Origin of the sequence: Aureimonas sp. D3, from assembly GCF_001463805.1 — a bacterium.
GTDB classification, from domain to species: domain Bacteria; phylum Pseudomonadota; class Alphaproteobacteria; order Rhizobiales; family Rhizobiaceae; genus Aureimonas; species Aureimonas ureilytica_A.
In genome coordinates this window covers 1-18,986 of sequence record NZ_BBWM01000014.1, presented here as the reverse complement: position 1 = coordinate 18,986, position 18,986 = coordinate 1, and the positions used below count along the sequence as shown (strand labels likewise).

At 66.5% G+C, this 18,986-nt stretch carries 20 protein-coding genes and 1 pseudogene; 14 read left to right on the top strand and 7 right to left on the bottom strand.

The features are described from left to right. The first annotated feature begins 162 nt into the window (after positions 1 to 162). The 3 genes from AUL36_RS04400 (at position 163) to AUL36_RS04390 (ending at position 3,306) form a co-directional block, all read left to right on the top strand. Positions 163 to 948, top strand: coding sequence for a ThuA domain-containing protein (locus AUL36_RS04400; RefSeq protein ID WP_062218442.1), 786 nt, complete (start codon positions 163 to 165; stop codon positions 946 to 948). After that, positions 945 to 2,003, top strand: a complete 1,059-nt coding sequence (locus tag AUL36_RS04395; protein WP_062218440.1) for a Gfo/Idh/MocA family protein — start codon at positions 945 to 947, stop codon at positions 2,001 to 2,003. The genes AUL36_RS04400 and AUL36_RS04395 overlap by 4 nt, the downstream gene beginning before the upstream one ends. 412 nt (positions 2,004 to 2,415) lie before the next feature. Further along, positions 2,416 to 3,306 (top strand): DMT family transporter, encoded by an 891-nt coding sequence (locus tag AUL36_RS04390; RefSeq protein ID WP_058598929.1) that lies wholly within the window; start codon positions 2,416 to 2,418, stop codon positions 3,304 to 3,306. 150 nt (positions 3,307 to 3,456) lie between these two features. Here the strand turns inward: AUL36_RS04390 and AUL36_RS04385 are convergent, their stop codons facing one another. Further along, positions 3,457 to 4,368, bottom strand: coding sequence for a glycosyltransferase family 2 protein (locus tag AUL36_RS04385; protein WP_062218438.1), 912 nt, complete (start codon positions 4,366 to 4,368; stop codon positions 3,457 to 3,459). A 311-nt stretch (positions 4,369 to 4,679) separates the two neighbouring features. Here AUL36_RS04385 and AUL36_RS04380 point away from each other — a divergent pair, with 311 nt between their 5' ends. Both AUL36_RS04380 and AUL36_RS04375 read left to right on the top strand, forming a co-directional pair. Next, the gene (locus AUL36_RS04380; protein WP_062218437.1) at positions 4,680 to 5,507 is read left to right on the top strand and encodes a DeoR/GlpR family DNA-binding transcription regulator; all 828 of its coding nucleotides are present in this window, start codon (positions 4,680 to 4,682) and stop codon (positions 5,505 to 5,507) included. Positions 5,508 to 5,636: 129 nt separating this feature from the next. Beyond that, positions 5,637 to 6,857, top strand: a complete 1,221-nt coding sequence (locus AUL36_RS04375) for an MFS transporter (RefSeq protein ID WP_244497025.1) — start codon at positions 5,637 to 5,639, stop codon at positions 6,855 to 6,857. A gap of 38 nt (positions 6,858 to 6,895) precedes the next feature. On the opposite strand, the gene AUL36_RS23125 is transcribed toward AUL36_RS04375, so the two are convergent. After that, entirely contained in the window at positions 6,896 to 7,054 is a 159-nt protein-coding gene (locus tag AUL36_RS23125) for a DUF3309 family protein (RefSeq protein ID WP_082640506.1), read from the bottom strand. A 98-nt stretch (positions 7,055 to 7,152) separates the two neighbouring features. Beyond that, entirely contained in the window at positions 7,153 to 7,311 is a 159-nt protein-coding gene (locus tag AUL36_RS23120; protein ID WP_192843472.1) for a DUF3309 family protein, read from the bottom strand. 250 nt (positions 7,312 to 7,561) lie between these two features. Between AUL36_RS23120 and ispG the strand changes: the two genes are divergently transcribed. From ispG to AUL36_RS04360, 3 genes are read left to right on the top strand one after another with little or no spacing between them, the layout of a single operon-like run. Continuing rightward, positions 7,562 to 8,830 (top strand): flavodoxin-dependent (E)-4-hydroxy-3-methylbut-2-enyl-diphosphate synthase, encoded by a 1,269-nt coding sequence (gene ispG, locus AUL36_RS04370; protein ID WP_058598886.1) that lies wholly within the window; start codon positions 7,562 to 7,564, stop codon positions 8,828 to 8,830. Continuing rightward, complete coding sequence (locus AUL36_RS04365; RefSeq protein ID WP_062218431.1) at positions 8,827 to 9,690, top strand: lytic transglycosylase domain-containing protein; 864 nt, start codon at positions 8,827 to 8,829, stop codon at positions 9,688 to 9,690. Before ispG ends, AUL36_RS04365 begins: the two co-directional genes overlap by 4 nt. Positions 9,691 to 9,693: 3 nt before the next feature. Further along, positions 9,694 to 10,272, top strand: a complete 579-nt coding sequence (locus tag AUL36_RS04360) for a histidine phosphatase family protein (RefSeq protein WP_062218429.1) — start codon at positions 9,694 to 9,696, stop codon at positions 10,270 to 10,272. A gap of 5 nt (positions 10,273 to 10,277) precedes the next feature. Here the strand turns inward: AUL36_RS04360 and AUL36_RS04355 are convergent, their stop codons facing one another. The 3 genes from AUL36_RS04355 to AUL36_RS04345 are packed head-to-tail and all read right to left on the bottom strand — an operon-like array spanning position 10,278 to position 13,073. Beyond that, positions 10,278 to 11,423: an amidohydrolase gene (locus tag AUL36_RS04355; RefSeq protein WP_062218427.1), complete on the bottom strand. Its 1,146-nt coding sequence runs from the start codon at positions 11,421 to 11,423 to the stop codon at positions 10,278 to 10,280. Between the two features lie 11 nt (positions 11,424 to 11,434). Beyond that, positions 11,435 to 12,139: a helix-turn-helix transcriptional regulator gene (locus AUL36_RS04350; protein ID WP_062218425.1), complete on the bottom strand. Its 705-nt coding sequence runs from the start codon at positions 12,137 to 12,139 to the stop codon at positions 11,435 to 11,437. Positions 12,140 to 12,158: 19 nt separating this feature from the next. After that, complete coding sequence (locus AUL36_RS04345) at positions 12,159 to 13,073, bottom strand: polyprenyl synthetase family protein (RefSeq protein WP_062218423.1); 915 nt, start codon at positions 13,071 to 13,073, stop codon at positions 12,159 to 12,161. 326 nt (positions 13,074 to 13,399) lie between these two features. Here AUL36_RS04345 and mtgA point away from each other — a divergent pair, with 326 nt between their 5' ends. Beyond that, entirely contained in the window at positions 13,400 to 14,086 is a 687-nt protein-coding gene (gene mtgA / locus AUL36_RS04340) for a monofunctional biosynthetic peptidoglycan transglycosylase (protein ID WP_058598927.1), read from the top strand. Positions 14,087 to 14,350: 264 nt separating this feature from the next. Further along, positions 14,351 to 14,536 carry a 50S ribosomal protein L32 gene (rpmF, locus tag AUL36_RS04335; protein ID WP_019998007.1) on the top strand — a complete coding sequence of 62 codons (186 nt, stop codon included), beginning with the start codon at positions 14,351 to 14,353 and terminating at the stop codon, positions 14,534 to 14,536. Positions 14,537 to 15,023: 487 nt separating this feature from the next. On the opposite strand, the gene phaR is transcribed toward rpmF, so the two are convergent. Next, complete coding sequence (phaR, locus tag AUL36_RS04330; RefSeq protein ID WP_062218421.1) at positions 15,024 to 15,626, bottom strand: polyhydroxyalkanoate synthesis repressor PhaR; 603 nt, start codon at positions 15,624 to 15,626, stop codon at positions 15,024 to 15,026. 267 nt (positions 15,627 to 15,893) lie between these two features. Between phaR and AUL36_RS04325 the strand changes: the two genes are divergently transcribed. From AUL36_RS04325 to AUL36_RS04310, 4 genes and pseudogenes are all read left to right on the top strand, one after another. After that, positions 15,894 to 17,078 (top strand): acetyl-CoA C-acetyltransferase, encoded by a 1,185-nt coding sequence (locus AUL36_RS04325; RefSeq protein WP_062218419.1) that lies wholly within the window; start codon positions 15,894 to 15,896, stop codon positions 17,076 to 17,078. A 218-nt stretch (positions 17,079 to 17,296) separates the two neighbouring features. Next, positions 17,297 to 18,022, top strand: a complete 726-nt coding sequence (locus AUL36_RS04320; protein ID WP_062218417.1) for a beta-ketoacyl-ACP reductase — start codon at positions 17,297 to 17,299, stop codon at positions 18,020 to 18,022. Positions 18,023 to 18,147: 125 nt separating this feature from the next. Continuing rightward, the gene (locus tag AUL36_RS04315) at positions 18,148 to 18,483 is read left to right on the top strand and encodes a PepSY domain-containing protein (RefSeq protein ID WP_058601260.1); all 336 of its coding nucleotides are present in this window, start codon (positions 18,148 to 18,150) and stop codon (positions 18,481 to 18,483) included. Positions 18,484 to 18,803: 320 nt separating this feature from the next. Continuing rightward, positions 18,804 to 18,986 (top strand): annotated as a pseudogene (locus tag AUL36_RS04310) (hypothetical protein); the annotation flags it as partial.

Genomic DNA, 18,986 nt, shown 5'->3' with positions numbered 1-18,986 from the left:
GGTCCATGCTCCGGCCACCCCGTGATGCGACACGAGCAGGGGACTGAAGCGGTCGCAATGAGGTCCGATTCATCGCGAAGGTTTCAGTCCCGAAGGCCGTTCATATCAGGCTGAGAACGACGCGGACCATCCCGCGACGGGCCGAGGAGGAGGGAAGCCAGGATGCCGATCCGTGTGACCGTGTGGAACGAATATCTGCATGAAAAGGAAAACGAGACCGTCCGATCGATCTACCCGGACGGGATTCATCGCACCATCGCGGACGGGCTGGTCGAGGATGGCGAGCTGACCCTTTCCACCGCGACCCTGGAAGAGCCCGAACATGGGCTGACCCAGGAAAAGCTCGACGCCACGGACGTTCTCGTCTGGTGGGGACACAAGGCGCATGGCCGGGTCGAGGACGCGATCGTCGAGCGTGTGGCGCAGCGCGTTCATGAAGGCATGGGCCTTCTCGTCCTCCATTCCGGCCATTTCTCCAAGATCTTCAAACGCCTGATGGGCACGCCCTGTTCGCTGCGCTGGCGCGAGGCGGGGGAGCGCGAGCGGCTTTGGGTGATCAATCCGAGCCACCCGATCACACAAGGCATCGACAAGGCGATCGAACTGCCGAACTCGGAAATGTATGGCGAGCCCTTCCTCGTCCCCGAGCCGCTCGAGACCATCTTCGTCTCCTGGTTCGAGGGCGGCGAGGTGTTCCGCTCCGGCCTCACCTACCAGCGCGGGGCGGGACGCATCTTCTATTTCGAGCCCGGCCACGAGACCTATCCGATCTATCACGATCCCAATATTCGCCGCGTTCTGCGCAATGCCGTCCATTGGGCCTACAATTCCGCCAAGCCTTGGCGAGAGGTGGCCGAGGCACCCAACGTGCCGATCGATCAGGCGCGTGAAAAGATCGAGAAGAAGGGCGGCTCGCTCCACAAGGCCGGCGAGGCCGGCTATCGATGAGCGAGGAACGGCGCATCCTCATCCTCGGCACGGGTGGCATCGCGGCCCGCCATGCCGAGCATTTCTCCTCCATCCCCGGCATGACGGTGGTCGCGGCGGTCGATACGAATATCGAGCGCGCCCGTCTCTTCGCGCTCGAGCATTCCATCCCGCAGACCTTCGGCTCGCTGGCCGACGCCATCGCTTGGGGTGAGTTCGACGCGGCCGTGAACTCGACGCCCGACGGCGTTCACAAGCCGACGACGCTGCAACTTCTCGCCGCCGGAAAGCCGGTCTTCTGCGAGAAACCCCTGGCGGTGAACTTTCCCGACGCGATGGCGATGACGGAGGCTGCAGAGGCGGCGGGGCTCATCAACATGGTGAACCTCACCTATCGCAATGCTCATGCGATCCAGATGGCGCGGCGCATGGTGGATGACGGGCGCATCGGCACGATCCGGCATCTGGAGGCGAGCTATCTCCAGAGCTGGCTCACGGCCGGCCATTGGGGCGATTGGCGCACGGACGAACGCTGGCTGTGGCGCCTGTCGTCCGAGCATGGCTCGAAGGGCGTACTCGGCGATATCGGCATTCATATCCTCGATTTCGTAAGCTTCGGCACGGGGCTCGACTTCGCCGCGCTTCAGGCGCGCATGAAAACCTATGACAAGGCCGAGGGCGGGGCGATCGGCCCCTACAAGCTGGATGTCAACGACAGTGTCGCCATGACGGTCGAGATGTCGAACGGCGCGCTCGGCGTCGTGCATATGTCACGCTATGCCACGGGCAATCTGAACGACCTGAACCTCGCCATCTACGGAGAGCGGGGCGCGCTACGCATCTGGGCCAACCATCAGGACTCGCGCCTCGAAGCCTGCCTCGGGGCCGATATGGAAACGCAGACCTGGGTTCGCGTGGACTGCCCGGTGACGCCGCGCAACGAGCACCGCTTCGCCATGGCGCTTCTGTCGGGCGAGAACGGCCAGCCGAACTTCCGCCATGCCGCCGGCATCCAGAAGCTTCTCGATCTCTGCTTCGTGTCGGATGCGGAAGGGCGGATGTTGGCCGTCGATTGAGTGCTGACACCCGATAGCGTTTTTGAGGGCGGGTGCGGTGACGCATCCGCCCTTTTTGCAGGTGCGAAGTCGAGTGGAGGTTCGTAACTTTCGCGCCTGTCGGGAGGGGTGACGGGCGCGGGCGCGCTGTCCTGGCATCATCTCCAAATTCTTATTTCCGCCACGCCCTTTTCCTTGGTTTTGCCGCAGTTTCGCGGGGCGCGCTGTGTCATCACGCCGCGCGTGACAGCGTAAGATTATATGATCGCTACGTGTGGCGAAGGGGCGTTGCGGCGCGGCGCGGAAAAGGATTTATCAAGGCCCAGGTGCCATGATGTGCCTGCCGACCTCCCCGTCCCGAATGCGCGCCCGCAAGGGCAAACGATCGTCCGCTCGCGATGCCGGCCTTTCCTTTTTTGCAAAGTCGCATCCGATGCAGTCCGGCATTCTCCTCGCGTTCCTCGCGTATTTTTCCTATTCCTGTTCCGACGCGGCCGGAAAGCTGCTCGGCAGTCAGCTCCCAGTGTTCGAGATCGGCTTCTTCGTCTCGCTGATCGCGCTCGGGCCCGCGCTTCTGTCCAAGCGCGCCGATGAGAGCTGGCGCTCGATCCTGCGCCCGCATCGCCCCTGGATGGTTCTGGCGCGCATGACGACCGGCACGGTCGGCGGCATGTCGGCGATCTACGCCTTCACCCATCTGCCGATGGCGGAAGCCTACTCTCTGATCTTCCTGCTTCCGGTCTTCGTCGCCGTTCTCTCCATGGTGCTCCTGAAGGAGACGGTCGGCCCCTCGCGCTGGCTGGCGCTGCTCGGCGGCTTGGCGGGCGTCATGCTGGTCGTGCGCCCCGGCTTCAACGCGCTGACGCTCGGCCATCTGGCCGCCATCGTGTGCGCCTTCAGCGGCGCGCTCAGCGCCATTCTCCTGCGCTCGCTCGGGCAGACGGAAAAGCGCCTGACGCTGGTGGGCGGCGTGCTGACGGCGGCGACGCTGACCAACGGCCTCCTGATGATCCCGCATTTCGTGATGCCGTCCGTGCAGCATTGGCCTATCCTGGTCGTGGGCGGCCTGTGCGCGGGCATCGGCAATATCACGATGGTGGTCGCGGCCCGCCTGACGCCCGCCAGCCGCATCGCGCCGACGCAGTACAGCCAGATCGTCTGGGCCGCGCTTCTGGGCGCCGTGCTCTTCGGCGAGTTCCCCGATCCGCTGGCCGTCGCCGGCATGGCGTTGGTCGGCTTCTGCGGAATGATGACGCTCAGCGGCGGCGACGACCGGCGCGTGGTGCCCGCTCTGCCCAAGCCCGCCGGTTCGCTCGGCGCCTGATCGCCCCTTCGCTTCAAACGCAAAGGCCGCGCTTCCTCCCAGATGGGAACGGAAGCGCGGCCTTTTTTGTGAGAGGGCGAAGCGGCGCGCTGCTTTGGGGAGCGTGACTGACGCGCAGCATCGAGGGTCCGAGAGCGCGCTGCGCCTGACCTATCGCTTGGCGTATCGGGACGTGTTGCCGCCGACCATGCCGACGAGGCGGCCGGCGTGATGGGCGACCGACAGGAGGTTCTTGGCGATCGGATCCTTGCGAAGCCTCGGCAGCGACAGGGCGAGACGGGCGAGCGAACCGACACTGCCCTTCACGGCCAAGCGCCAGGCCGCACCCGCGCCGTCATAGCTCTGGTCGATCTTCGCCATGTAGATGCCGGTCGTGTAGTAGCGCTCCAGCACCTTGGCCGTGCGCAGTAGCGGGGTCGGCGTCGGCTCGTAGACCACGGCCTCCTCGCACCAGACGATCTCACCACCTGCCGCGCGTACCCGGCGGAAGAAGTCGTAATCCTCCCCGCCGGAGGATTTATAGGCGTTGCGGAAAAGGGGGCGTTCCACGAGGTCGAGCAGGCGGCGCGAGATCAGAAGATTCTGCGCGCCGCGCAGGAGCTTGGTCGGCCCCGTCCTGGTGCCGCGCCGGCTGGCATAGATGCTGTTGCGCGCGAAAAGCCCGGCATCGGACGGGAGCAGACCCTCGACCGGACCGCCCAGAAGATGCGGCTCGTAGGCATCGGCGCAGCCGAGCAGGGTCGCCAGCCAGCCTTCCGCCACATGCCCGTCATCGTCCAGCATGATGAGCCGCCGCCAGTCCGGCGCCTCGCGTAAGGCCGCGTCCACGAGGCTGTTGCGAACCGGAGACAGGCCCCGTTCGGACACAGGCACATAGACGAAGCGCTGCCCGCCTTCGCGCGGAAAGGCGGCGACGAGCGCCTCGATCGCGGGATCGCAATCATTGTCGGCGACGAGAACCGTCACCATACGGCCGGCGATCTCCGGCCGGAGACTTTCGAGCAGCTTGGTCAGAAGGGCGGGGCGCCGAAAGGTTGGTATCCCGATGACAAGGTCCGTCATGCCAAAAGCGATCCGATCTACGTCCCATCGGCTCCCAGCGAAGCGGATTGGCCTTCGAAAGCCCATCCCAAATCACGAAGCGCGCCTGTCTGTTCCTCATACTTCATTCTTTAAAGGATGGGTGAAGTTTCTTGGTGGCAGGCCGACACGTCACACGTGGCTCTCATCACACCGAATGACCCTTCATGCAGTGCCGATAAAGCAGGATAGGGAGACGTCGAATGATGCCGAATTCGGCATTATTCCCCCTTGTAATTGACTGATCGGGCACCATCGTGCATCTCCCCATATGAATAGCGAGAGATAACCAGATGAACATGATGCCGATGACGCCCGAACGGCACGGGCGCATTCGCGAGCGGCTGTCGCTCGAAGGCCGCGTGCTGGCGTCGGAGCTCGCCCGAGACTTCGGCGTCTCGGAGGACACGATCCGGCGGGACTTGCGCGAGCTCGCCTCGGCCGGGCTCTGCCGCCGTGTCTATGGCGGAGCGCTGCCGCCCGCGCCGGCCGTCGTGCCTCTCAACCTTCGCCGGGCGGAGGCGAGCGGGCGCAAGAGGGCACTGGCGCAAGCCCTGGGCGAGCGCATCGCCGATATGGCCGGGCCGGACGCGACGCTCTTCATCGACGCCGGCTCGACCAATATCCTCGTGGCCGAGGCACTGCCGACCGATCGCGCCCTGACCGTCGTGACCCATTCCCCCGCCATCGCCTGCGCTTTGGAGGATCGGCCACAAGTCGAAGTCATCCTGCTCGGCGGACGGGTCAACCCGCGCACGGGCGCGTGTCTTGACGCCGCCAGCTTGCGCGCCGCCGAAGCGCTGCGCGCGAGCCTTCTGGTTCTCGGCGTCTGCGCGGTCGATGCCGAAATCGGCATCACCGCGCAAGACTACGAGGACGCCGAGTTCAAGCGCGTTCTGAGCGCTCAAGCCGGGGCGGTCGTGGCGGCCGTGGTCAACGAGAGACTGGCCAGCGTCGCGCCCTTCCATGTCCTGCCCACGGCGGGATTGGACACGCTCGTCGTGGAGCATGATGCACCGGAGGCGAGCGTTTCGGCGCTGGAAGCGGCCGGTCTTCGTATTCTCCGCGCCCGGCCGCCTGTGGGAGAGGGCGGCGTGCCGCGAGCGAAGTCACGAGCCTGACGGCGCGCGGCCCCGCAATCCCGAACGGCCGTTGCTCCGCCGCTTCCGCGGCTTGCGGCTCCCAAGGCTCGACCTCGCGCGCTTTTGATTCATAACGAACTGAGGCTCGCGCCCGTCTCAATGAAGGAAATGATTTTGTCCCACGCTTCGGACCTCGAGCGCCCTCGCATGGCCGCCTGGCCCGCGCGCCGGATCGCGGTGTCGCTGGCGTTTCTAGTGAACGGGTTCGTGCTCGGCAACTGGACGCCGCAGGTGCCGCTTCTGGCCGAGCGGCTGGGCCTGAGCGAAAGCCGGCTGGGCCTTTTGATTCTCGTCTTCGGCCTCGGCGCCATCGCGGCCATGCCGTTGGTCGGCGCGGCGACGGCGCGCTTCGGCTCGCGCAAGCCGACCCTCGTGCTTCAGGCGCTTCTGGCCTTTGCGCTGCTTCTTCTGGTGCTCGCGCCGAGCCCGCTCTGGGCGGCCGCCGCGATTCTCTTTTTCGGCATGACGATGGGCGGCATGGATGTCGCGATGAACGCCAATGCGGTAGCGACCGAGCGCACGCTGCATCAGGCCATGATGTCATCGTGCCATGGGTTCTGGTCGGTCGGCGGGGTTCTGGGCGCGGCTGTGGGCGGCCCCCTCATCGGGGCGGTCGGCTCGGTGGGGCAGGCGAGCGTGGTCGCCCTCGTCATGCTGGCCGCGCTCTGGCCGATCAGCCGGTCGCTGATGGAGGATCAAACGTCACCCCACGACGCGCCGGCCGCGGCCGAGACGGACGGGCAAAGCGCTCCCGTGACGTCCAGCCGTGGGCGTCTGATCGCGGTGGCGCTCGGCGTCTGCGCGCTCTTCTCCATGATTCCGGAAGGGGCGACGATCGACTGGAGCGCCATCTATCTCGTGCGCGAACTCGGCATCGACATCGAAATGTCCGGCCTCGCCTTCGCGGCCTTCTCGGCCACCATGGCGCTGTTTCGCTTTCTGGGAGACGGGCTGCGGGACCGGCTCGGCGCGGTTCGCACGATCCGCCTGTCGATCGGCTTCGCGGTGGCGGGGCTGGTTCTGGTGAGCTTTGCCGGGGGCCTCACCGTCGCGCTGATCGGCTTTGCGATCCTCGGGATCGGGCTTTCCAATCTCGTGCCGATCGCCTTTTCGGCGGCGGGCAATATCGAGGGGTTGAAGCCGGGCGTCGCCATCTCGATCGCGACCTCGATCGGCTATAGCGGCATTCTCGTCGCGCCGTCGGCCATCGGCTATTTCGCCCAGCATTTCGGCTTCTCGCCGGTGTTCCTCGGGCTTTGCGTCTGCTTGCTCGTGATCCTCGTCCTGTCCGGGCTGATGCACGGCGCGGACCGGCGCGGTGGGCATTAGATAAAAATGGGGCCGCCGAAACGGCGGCCCCGAAATTCTTATATGCGTCCCATCAGGAGCAGCACGATCACGACCACGAGCAGGAAGCCCAGAAGGCCGCTCGGGCCGTAGCCCCAGCCGCGCGAGTAGCCCCAGCCGGGAAAGGCGCCGATCAGGAGCAGGATCAGGACGATCAGAAGAATGGTGCCGATGGACATGGGGAACTCCGTAGAAAACACGATGCCCCCAGAACTCACGCGGACGTGTTCGGTTCCACAAAATCGTCACAATTGACTTACGATCGCCGCATCGGCCTTCAAACGAGGATGGTGACCCAGACCATGATCGCGAAGGTGAAGATCACCCCGAGCAGGATGGCCGGCCGGAAGCTCCAGCCGCGCGACCACGGCCAGATCGGCAGGAAACCGACCAGCATGAGAAGGCAGAACAGGGCAAGGGCGGCGCCGGGCGTCATGGGCTCTCCTGTTGAACGCGGTGGGCGGACATTGGGCATCCCCGGCCGGGAGGCGTGCTCCGCCCGCGACAGGTGCCAGTCCGGCCTTCGACACGCAAGCCGCCGAAGCTGGCCCGTGTCATGCTCGCGACACGAAGTCTCTGCAAGAACGCCCTCTCTTCATTTGACAGATATGCGCGGCGATATAGACCAAAGCGGCACTCGGCCTTGTGCCGGGAGCCATCGCCCTTTTCGCTGGAAAGCCGACCCGATGACGTCAGCCACGCCGATCGACCCCGTTCTCGCCGACCCGTTGCCCCGCCGCCGCACGGTGGGCGTGAATGTCGGCGGCGTTCTCGTCGGCGGACCGGCTCCGGTGGTCGTTCAGTCCATGACCAATACGGACACGGCGGATGTGGATTCCACCGTCGCACAGGTCGCCCAGCTGGCGCGCGCGGGCTCGGAGATCGTGCGGATCACCGTGGACCGGCCGGAATCGGCCGCCGCCGTGCCGCGCATTCGCGAGCGGCTGGACCGGCTGGGTCTCTCCGTGCCGCTGGTCGGCGACTTTCACTATATCGGCCACAAGCTGCTGGCCGATTATCCCGACTGCGCGGCAGCGCTCGCGAAGTACCGCATCAATCCCGGCAATGTCGGCTTCAAGGACAAGAAGGACCGGCAGTTCGTCGACATCATCGAAATGGCCATCCGGCACGACAAGCCGGTGCGCATCGGCGTCAACTGGGGCTCGCTCGACCAGGAACTCTTGACCCGGCTGATGGACGAGAATTCGGCCCTCGCGCAGCCGCTTTCGGCGCGCGCGGTCATGCGGGAATCGATCATCCAGTCCGCGCTTCATTCCGCCGCGCTGGCGGAGGAGACGGGCCTTGCGCGCGAGAAGATCATTCTGTCCGCCAAGGTCTCCAACGTTCAGGACCTCATCGCCGTCTATCGCGACCTGTCGCGGCGCACCGACCATGCGATCCATCTCGGCCTGACGGAAGCGGGCATGGGCTCGAAGGGCATCGTCGCCTCCTCCGCCGCCATGGGCATTCTCCTGCAGGAAGGCATCGGCGACACGATCCGCGTGTCGCTGACGCCCGAGCCCGGCGGCGACCGCACCAAGGAAGTGCAGGTCGCGCAGGAACTTCTCCAGACCATGGGCTTCCGGCAGTTCATTCCGATCGTCGCGGCTTGCCCCGGCTGCGGGCGCACGACCTCGACCTTGTTCCAAGAGTTGGCCGAGACGATCCAGAACGATATCCGTCGCAACATGCCCGAATGGCGCGAGCGCTATCCCGGCGTCGAGGCGCTGTCGGTCGCCGTCATGGGCTGCATCGTCAACGGGCCGGGCGAGTCCAAACATGCCGATATCGGCATCTCGCTGCCGGGCACCGCCGAGGTGCCCTCCGCCCCGGTCTATATGGACGGGGTGAAGGTCGCCACCTTACGCGGCGCGGGCATCGCGCAGGAATTCCACGAGATGGTGCTCGCCTATATCGAGCGCCGCTTCGGGGGCGGGCGCGCCGCCGCCGAATGACAGGACGTCGTCTTTCTCTCGCCGCCGTTGCCTTGGCGCTCGCCCTCACGCCAAGCGCCAGGGCCGAGGACAAGACGGGCGAGAAGAACAATCCGCGCGTGGCCGAAATCTGCGATCTCATCGCCGAGAACGCCAAGTCCGTGGGCATGGCGCCGGAATTCTTCGCGCGCCTGATCTGGAAGGAATCGCGCTTCGACGAATCCGCCCAGTCCCCCGTCGGCGCGCAGGGCATCGCCCAGTTCATGCCTTTTACGGCCAAGGAGCGCGGCCTGTCGGATCCGTTCGACAAGCGCGAGGCGCTGCGCCATTCCGCGACCTATCTGCGCGATCTGCGCTCGGAACTCGGCTCCTGGGGGCTGGCGGCGGCGGCCTATAATGGCGGCATCAACCGCGTGAAGCGCTGGATGCAGAGCGGCGGGCGGCTCCCCTATGAGACCGAGGATTACGTCCTCTCCATCACCGCGCAGCCGGCGTCCTGGTTTCGCGAGGAAAAACGCGAGGCGGCCGTGGAGCCGCTGGTGAAGGATTTGGACTTCGCGCTCGCCTGCCGCCGGCTGCCCATTCTGCCGACACGCGCTGTCTTCGCGGCGGCCGAGAGCGCGCCCATGCGCCCCTGGGGCGCGCAGGTCGCCGGCCATCCGAACGAGGCCATCGCCGTTCGCCTCTATCGCAAGCTTCAGGATCGCTATCCCGGCATTCTCGGCGGGGTCGAGCCGATCGTGATGCGCACGCGGCCGCTCTCCGGCCCGCGCCGCATCACCGCCATTCGCATCGGCGCCAACACGCGCGGCGCGGCCGACGCCTTCTGCAACAAATATCGCAATGTCGGCGGCTCCTGCGTCGTCATCAAGAACCGCTGAGCTATGCCCACACTCTTCTTCATCAGCCATCCCGAGGTCGTGGTCGATCCGCTGGTGCCGGTCGAGCGCTGGCACCTCGCGCCCTCCGGCATCGAGCGCATGCGCCGTTTCGCCGGGCAACAGGCGCTAAGCGGCCTCCGCCAGATCTGGGCGAGCACCGAAACCAAGGCCATCGAGGCCGCCGGCATCCTGGCCGGGCGCTGGGGGCTCGGCGTCGAGGTCTTGGCGGAACTCGGCGAGAACGACCGCAGCGCGACGGGCTTCCTCCCGCCGGCGGAGTTCGAGACCGTGGCCGACGCCTTCTTTGCCGAGCCGCAGACGAGCGTGCGCGGCTGGGAGCGCGCGGTGGATGCGCAGACCCGTATCACCGATGCGGTGCGCGGCATCGTCCGGCAGCATGAAGGGGGAGGCGATCTCGCCATCGTCGCTCATGGCGCGGTCGGCACGCTGCTCTTCTGCGCGCTGGCGGGACGCGCCATCTCGCGCGCCGAGGATCAGCCGTTTCAGGGCCATGTCTGGAGCGCCAATCTGCCGGATCTCACGATCCGCCATGGCTGGGAGCCCATCGCGCCAAGGGCGTGAGGGGGCTAGCCCAAGGCCTCGCGCACCGCTCTCAGAAACACCCGCGCGCCGATGGGGATGAGATCGTCGGGGAAGTCGTAGTCGGGATTGTGCAGGCGCGGGTGGTCGAGGCCTGCGCCCAGAAAGAACATGGCCGAGCGCGAGACGGAAGCGAAGCGGCCGAAATCTTCTGAGGGGTACATCGGCTCGCCCGGCCGATTCGCGATGCCTTCCGCGTCCAGCGCGCTGCGCAGGAGCGCGACGGCTGCGGGGTGGTTCTCGCAATGGGTGAAGATGTCCTCGTAGGCGAGGGCATGGCCGAGGCCCGCCGCATCGGCTTCGCTGATGACGAGCCGCTCGGCTTCCTCAATCAGCGCCGCCATCGCCTCGTCGCGGAGCGTGCGCAGCGTCGCCCAGATTTCGCCCGTTCCAGGCGCGATGCCGAAGGCAGGCTCGCCGAGGCGCGCATGGGTGATCGTGACCAGACGAAAACTCTCGTCCAAAGCGCCGCCCGGCCCGAGTGCCGCGAGCGCGGGCATGAGGCGGGTCATGGCGGCCATGGGCGAGAGCCCGTCCTGCGGCATGGAGGCATGGGCCGTCTTGCCCGAGAGTGTGATCCGCAGGCCGCGCGAGGCGCAATTGACTGGCCCTTCGCGCAAGGTCGCTTCGCCCAAGGGTAGGCCGGGCAGATTGTGCAGCGACAGCGCCATGTCGGGCCGGATCGCGGCGAAGGCGGGGTCGGCCAGAACGGCCGCCGCGCCTGCGCCGGTTTCCTCCGCCGGCTGGAACAGGAGGATGACGCGTCCGCGCGCCGGGCGACGTTGGGAGAGTGCGGAGGCGACCAGCGTCAGGATGGCCGAATGCCCGTCATGGCCGCAGAGATGACCCTTGCCGGGAATGCGTGAGCGATGCGGCGCATCGCTGAGTTCCTCGATCGGCAGCGCGTCGAGTTCGCACCGCAGAAGCAGACTCGGCCCCGGCTCTGCGCCTTCGAAGGTGCAGGCAACGCCATGGCCGCCGAGGCCTGTGAGGAGTTGGTCGGGCGCAAATCCGTGCAGCCGCGCCGCCACCGTCTCGGCCGTGCGCGCTTCCTCGCCGGACAGTTCGGGCGCTTGATGCAGCGCGCGGCGAAAGGCGATGGCCTGGCTCAAAGCCTGCCGGTCGAACTCCATCCGATTCCCTTTCATGCGCCGATCTCGCGACCGGCCTTGATGCCCTCAGCAACGCGCCATTCCTTGAGAAGGACGGGCGGACGCTTGGGGCTTCGCTCCGTCAAAAGCTCGGCCGAGACGATACGATCGGTGCGGAAGTTGCGGAAGCTTTCTCTCAACTCGCACCAGCCGAGCAGTAGTCGCACCCCCTCGAAGAAGGCCAGCGCGAAGGGCCAGATGACCCGCTCCGACGCCAAGTCCGAGGCATCGCGATAGGAGAGGCGCAGCTTGCGCCCGCCCCGGATCGCCTGTCGCAGCAGCGCCGTGTTCACGCTATCGCTCACGAATCCCGTGGCCGGGCCGAGAAGAAGGGCGGAAGCGTCGAGATCGGGTTTGAGATCGGGCGGCAGGACGGCGGAGATGCGCGACAGGGCGCTCAGCGCCGCCTCGCTCAATTCCGCATCCGCCCGATCCGCCACCCAGCGCGCGCCGAGCGCCAAGGCCTGCAACTCGTCCGGCCGGAACATGAGGGGCGGCAGATGGAATCCGGGCTTCAGGACATAGCCGAGCCCGGCCTCGCCCTCGATCTCGGCCCCCATGGCCTGAAGGCTGGCGATATCGCGGTAGAGCGTGCGCAGGCTGACGCCGAGCTCTTCCGCCAGCGCCCGCCCGCTCACCGGCTGGCGATGGCGACGCAGAAGCTGGAGGAGATCGAGCAGGCGTTCGGAGCGCGACATGGCCGGGGCGGTGCGCGGCCTACCGGGTGCGCAAGGCGACGAAACGCGCGGTCTGGCGCAGCGTCTCGGCCCGCTCGCCATAGGGGGCGAGGAGGGCTTCGGCTTCGGCCACGAGCCGGGCGAGTTCGCCGCGCGTCCAGTCCTGGCCGCGCAGGGCGGGCAGGGTCTTCTTGCCGCGCGCCTGATCCTTACCGACCGCTTTGCCGAGCGTCGCGGCATCGGCCGTCTCGTCCAGGAGATCGTCCGCCAGCTGAAAGGCGAGGCCGATGATCTCGCCATAGCGACGGAGCGTCTTACGATCAGCCTCTGGCGCGCCGGCCAGAATTGGCCCGGCCTCGGCCGCGAAGGCCAGAAGCGCGCCGGTCTTCATCGCCTGCATTCGCGCGATCTCGGCTTCTGTCAGCGTCTGCGTTTCGGCCGCCAGATCCAGCGCCTGTCCACCCGCCATGCCGGCTGCCCCGGCCTCGCGGGAGAGAAGTTGGACGAGCGACAGACGGGCCTCGGCGGGCAGGGCACTGGCCTCGGCGACCAAGCCGAAGGCGAGCGTCAGCAGCGCGTCGCCGGCCAGAATCGCCGTCGCCTCGTCGAAGGCGCGGTGAACGGTCGGGCGGCCCCGGCGCAGATCGTCGTCGTCCATCGCCGGCAGATCGTCATGCACCAGCGAATAGCAGTGGATGCATTCGAGCGCGGCGGCGACGGGCGCTGCGGCCTGCGCGGAGGCGCCGAACAGCGCGGCACTCTCCTCGACCAGGAATGGGCGCAGGCGCTTGCCGCCACCGAGCGCGCCGTGGCGCATGGCCTCCAGCAAGCGCTCGGGCGCGCCCGAAAGCAACGCCGTGTCTCTGGCGAGGGCCTGTTGGAGCACCTCTTCCATGCGCGCGGCGGATTGGCCGAGTTGCGTTTCGAAGGCGGGCCGCGCGGCGCTGTCGGACATGGAAGCTCGCAAGCAGGAGGAGATGTGAGGCGATCAGGCGCCTTCTGTGCCTTTCGCCGCGCCCTGCCGCAAGTCGTGTTCGGCGGAGCGATTGCCTCGCTTTCCAAGAGCTTGCTATGACGGACCGTAACAATCGGCCGTGAGGCGCGAGGAGATCATGGGCGAGATGCGTGGCCGACCGGCTTGAACGAGGCGCTGGCGACGGCGCTTTCCATCGGGAGACTGCTGGCTTTGCGGACGAGGTCGAGCGCCATGACGGCTATGCTTCGGGCGGCTTCGGCGAAGAGCACGAGGCTCCGCCCGCTCGCCGCCATGCGCAGGTGCCGATGATCCGGCGGCTGGTCTATGCCGCGCTGTTCGCCGTGGTCGGCCTTGCCGCGATTCCGGCGGTGCTCGTGCCGATCTACGCGATTCCCGCCGTGCATCCGGTCTCGACGCTGATGCTGGCCGAGCATTTCTCCTTCCAGCCCTATGAGCGGGAATGGACGCCGATCGACCAGATCGCGCCCGTCATGATCGCCTCCGTCATGATGTCGGAGGACGGGCAATATTGCTTCCATGGCGGCGTGGATTGGGATGCGCTCGGAACCGTGGTGGATCAGGCCGTGAACGAGGGGGAGGCGGGGCGCGGGGCGTCCACCATTCCCATGCAGACGGCCAAGAACCTGTTTCTGTGGAACGGGCGCTCCTTCCTGCGCAAGGCGCTGGAACTGCCGCTCGCGACCTATGCCGACTTCGTCTGGTCCAAGCGCCGCACGATGGAAATCTATCTCAACATCGCCGAGTGGGGCGATGGCATCTATGGGATCGGCGCGGCCTCGCGCTTCTATTTCAACAAGCCGGCTTCGCAGCTGACGGCGCGCCAAGCCGCGCTTCTGGCCGTCGCGTTGCCCTCGCCCCTGACGCGCGATCCGGCCCGGCCCTCGGCCGGCCTGCGGCGTCTGGCGAGCGTCGTGGAGGCGCGCGCGCGCGCGTCCGGCGATTATACCGGCTGCGTGTTGCGGGCTCGCTAGGGCTTTGCGGGCCGGGCGGCGAGGGAGCGGGTCGATAAAAACCCGCTCGCCCCTTTCCAAGCGGGGGCATCTTTGCTAAGGGCAGGGCCGAATTCCCGTCAATTCGATAGGGCCGAATTCGAACCCTCTGGGCTTCGTCGGTCTGTCGTTGGATAGGGATCGGCTTTCGCAGCGCTTCCGCGCCGGCCAAAGCTCAAACAACAACCATTCGACGCGGTTCGTCCTCGACGGAACTCAGCGCCGCCGACGTGAACGGAGAAACCGATGGCCGTCCCTAAACGCAAAACCTCCCCCTCCAAGCGTGGCATGCGCCGTTCGGCCGACGCGCTCAAGGCCCCGACCTATGTCGAGGACAAGAACTCGGGCGAACTGCGCCGTCCGCACCACATCGACCTGAAGTCGGGCATGTATCGCGGCCGCCAGATCCTCGCGGTCAAGCAGGACGCCTGATTCCTCGATCGGCTTTCGGGCCATCGATATCGTGAAAGCCGGATGCGCAAGCGTCCGGCTTTTTTGTTGTTGGCGTTGGGCCGCGCGGCTCGGCGGAGAGAACAACGCCGGCGATGCGCGTGTGGCAGGAGACGGGTGTCGCTCGTCTCGCAGACGAGCCGCAAGCCAACTGACGTGAGACAGCTGTCGAGTTGGGGAGGGCGCGGCGAACAGGACCGCCGCTTCAGCTGTGCTCCCTCGAACGATCGTCCGCGATGGCGGCGAATGCGTTCCGAGCCTTGAATGTCGGCGGCCCTTGCCGGCTCGAATTCGGGCAGCACTGTCCGGCCGTCCTTGTGAAGCCGGCCTTGCGCGAACCGGCGCGCGCCCTTGCCGCTGGAGCGTTCGGAGAATTGGAACGCGCCAACTTCCCGAAGCCTGAAGGGCCGGACGAATCCGGCCCTCGCGCAAGCATCGAGCGTTGCGGGCGGAGCCGACGCTGCCGGACTCAGTTGCCCTTCTTGTCCATTTCCTCCAGCCGGCGCTGCATGGCGGCGAGTTGATCGCGCATCGTGGCGAAATCGTCCGCCGTCGGCCCTGCCGCAGCGGCGGCATCGGGCGCGCGCTCGGGCGGGCGGGCGCTCGGCTTCTCCGGCATGCCCATGGCGCTGGCGAGGAAGGGGTTGAACATGCCCATCGCCTCGCGGAACATCTCCGTGTTGCGGCGCACCTGCGTTTCCATCATCTGGAGCGGGTTGCTGTTGCCGGCTCCACGATAGGATTCCTGCTCGCGCGAGAAGGCGGCCATGGATTGTTCGAGATAGGCGGGAATGACCATCTGCATCTGGTCGCCGTAGAAGCGGATGAGCTGGCGCAGGAAGGCGATGGGCATGAGGTTCTGCCCGCCCTTGTTCTCCTGCTCGAAAATGATCTGGGTCAGGACGGAATGGGTGATGTCCTCGCCGGTCTTGGCGTCCTGCACCACGAAGTCCTCGTTGCCCTTCACCATGGCGGCGAGGTTCTCCAGCGTCACGTACATGCTGGTGCCGGTGTTGTAGAGACGGCGGTTGGCGTATTTCTTGATAATGGTGGTTTCGTTATGGCGTGCCATCCGCTCTCTCCCAAGGCGATCGAATCCGGGCCGTCTTTCGCTGCCCCTGCGAAAGGATAGCCTTGTTTTTGTCCTCTTTCCAAACGGTTCCGACTGTTTTTCTTGGGAAAATTCGCTTCGGGTTTCTCGCAGCCGCACCATGGCTGGGGACGAGATCATGAAATCTGTCGTTGTGTTTGACAGGTTCCTAACCACTCTGCGAAGGTCTGACCGAATGCCGCCGCGCGCAAGCCAAAAGGCGGCAGGATCGGGAGAAAAGGGCAGGGCATGAGCGCATCTCAGCGAATCGTCATTGTCGGGGCGGCGCGCACGCCGGTCGGCTCGTTCAACGGAGCCTTCGCCTCCGTTCCCGCCCATCATCTCGGCGCGGCCGCCGTCACCGAGGCGCTGCGGCGCGCCGGGGTCGAGGCCGGCGATGTGGACGAAGTGATTCTCGGTCAGGTCCTTCAGGCGGCCGAGGGGCAGAACCCGGCTCGTCAGGCCGCCATGAAGGCGGGCGTTCCGAAGGAAGCCAGCGCCTGGGGCCTCAACCAGCTCTGCGGATCGGGCCTTCGCGCCGTGGCGCTCGGCGCGCAGCAGATCATGACGGGCGATGCGCGCATCGTCGTGGCGGGCGGCCAGGAATCCATGTCCATGGCCCCCCATGCCGCGCATCTGCGCGCCGGCCAGAAGATGGGCGATCTGAAATTCATCGACACGATGTTGAAGGACGGCCTGATCGACGCCTTCCAAGGCTATCACATGGGCAACACGGCCGAGAACGTGGCGCGCCAGTGGCAGATCACGCGCGAGGAGCAGGACGAGTTCGCCGTTCGCTCGCAGAACAAGGCGGAAGCCGCGCAGAAGGCCGGCCGCTTCAAGGACGAGATCGTTCCCTTCACCGTCGCCAGCCGCAAGGGCGACGTGGTGGTGGAAGAGGACGAGTACATCAAGGCCGGCACGACGCTGGACAAGGTGCAGAAGCTCAAGCCCGCCTTCGACAAGGAGGGCACGGTGACGGCCGGCAACGCGTCGGGCATCAATGACGGCGCGGCCGCTCTGGTGCTGATGACGGAAGAGGAGGCCGCGCGCCGTGGCCTCTCGCCGCTGGCGCGCATCGCCTCCTTCGCGACGGTCGGCGTCGACCCGGCGGTGATGGGCTCGGGCCCGATCCCCGCATCGCGCCGCGCGCTGGAACGCGCCGGCTGGCGCATCGAGGATCTCGAGCTCGTGGAGGCCAACGAGGCCTTCGCCGCACAGGCCTGCGCGGTGAACAAGGATCTCGGCTGGAACCCGGATATCGTCAATGTCAATGGCGGCGCCATCGCGATCGGACATCCGATCGGCGCGTCGGGCGCGCGCTGCCTCAACACGCTTCTGTTCGAGATGGGGCGCCGCGAGGCCAAGCGCGGCCTCGTCACGCTCTGCGTCGGTGGCGGCATGGGCGTCGCCATGTGCCTCGAGCGTTTCTAGCTGCTCGCGCCACGCGCCCGGGCGGTCATGCTCCCGGGCGTTCCGACCGCTGTCTGCGGTTGAGGGCTTGATCGGCGGCCGGAGATGCGAGGTCTGACCTCCAGCGCTCCGCCGCCCGTTCTTCGATGATCCCGAAGATTTCGCTTTTCGGCTCGCGGCCTCGCATGGCTGCGGCCCGTTTTGCGTCATCCCTGCACCTATAAAAATGGAGGAAGCAAATGAGTCGAGTGGCGATCGTAACGGGTGGAACGCGCGGCATCGGCGCGGCCGTGTCCAAGGCGCTGAAAGACGCCGGCTACACCGTGGCGGCCAATTATGCCGGCAACGACGCGGCGGCAGAGGCCTTCCGCGAGGAAACCGGCATTGCCGTCTACAAGTGGGACGTCAGTTCCTATGAGGCTTGCGCCGAGGGTGTCGCCAAGGTCGAGGCCGATCTCGGCCCGCTCCGGGTTCTCGTCAACAATGCCGGCATTACGCGCGATGCCATGTTCCACAAGATGACGCCCGAGCAGTGGAGCGCGGTGATCAACACCAATCTCAACAGCCTCTTCAACATGACGCGCCCGGCCTGGGATGGGATGCGCGAGCGCAAGTTCGGCCGTGTGATCAACATTTCCTCGATCAACGGCCAGAAGGGGCAGGCGGGGCAGGTGAACTATTCTTCCGCCAAGGCGGGCGATATCGGCTTCACCAAGGCCCTGGCGCAGGAAGGCGCGCGCGTCGGCATCACGGTCAATGCGATCTGCCCCGGCTATATCGGCACGGAGATGGTGCGCGCGATCGACGAAAAGGTGCTGAACGAGCGCATCCTGCCGCAGATTCCGGTCGGCCGCCTCGGCGAACCCGAGGAAATCGCCCGCACGGTTCTGTTCCTCGCCTCCAACGAGGCGGGCTTCATCACCGGTTCGACCCTGTCGATCAACGGCGGTCAGCACTTCGCCTGAACGAATCCCGCGTTGCGCTGCGGCGAAGTGGGTCGCCGCAGCAAAGGGAACCGATCCTCCAGCGGGGCATTTTGCCGGCGACATGCAACGGATGACCGTTGCGACCCCGTTTGAGGATTGACATCATGATCCGCAGAAACATCACCCTCGCGCTCGCTGCCGTCGCCCTGCTCGGCACCGCCGCCCCGACCCTGGCGCAGGGAATCGAGATCGGCCGCGACGGCGTGCGTCTGGTGGACCCGAACCAGCAGCAGCAGCGCGACATGCGCCGCGACGATCGCCGTGGCCGCGAGATCGGCGAGCGGGACGCCGTTCGCATCGCCCGTTCGGAAGGTGTGCGCGAGGTGGACGACGTGACCCGTATGCGCAACAGCTTCCGTGTCATGGGCACGGATCGTTCGGGCGACGACATCCAGGTCGATATCGACCGCCGTACCGGCGAAGTTCTCTCGGTTCGCTAAGGTGAAGCTCTGAGGGGTAAGGCCGCTCCGGTCCGGGCCAGATGGCACCGGCACGGAGCAACGCCCCGAACGGGCAGGATGCTGATTCCCGGCAAGCAACGCTTCAACGGGATCAGCCGAAATGTTTTCCAGTTCGGGAAAAGGTGGCGCCTTGGCGCCGCCTTTTTTGCGTTGCCAGCCTATGCCAGGTCGTGACCATCGACTATCTCGGTTCGACATGTATGCGATTCGTTGGACAGCCAAATTCCGGCGAAGCGCGCGATGGTCCTGCCCGCCTTTTCGTGCGCGCGCCCCAAGTGGGGCGTGGGGGAGTTGAACATATGGTGAAATCTGTCTGGCGCACGGGCCTCCTCGTCGCCTTGACCCTCGTCACGGCCGCTCCGGCCATGGCGCAAGCCTTGCAGATCGGGCCGAACGGCCTCCAGATCGTGCCGGGTGACGATGATCGTCGCGGCCCGCCGCCGCCCCCGCCGCCGCCCTATGGCGCGCCGCCCTATGGCGGC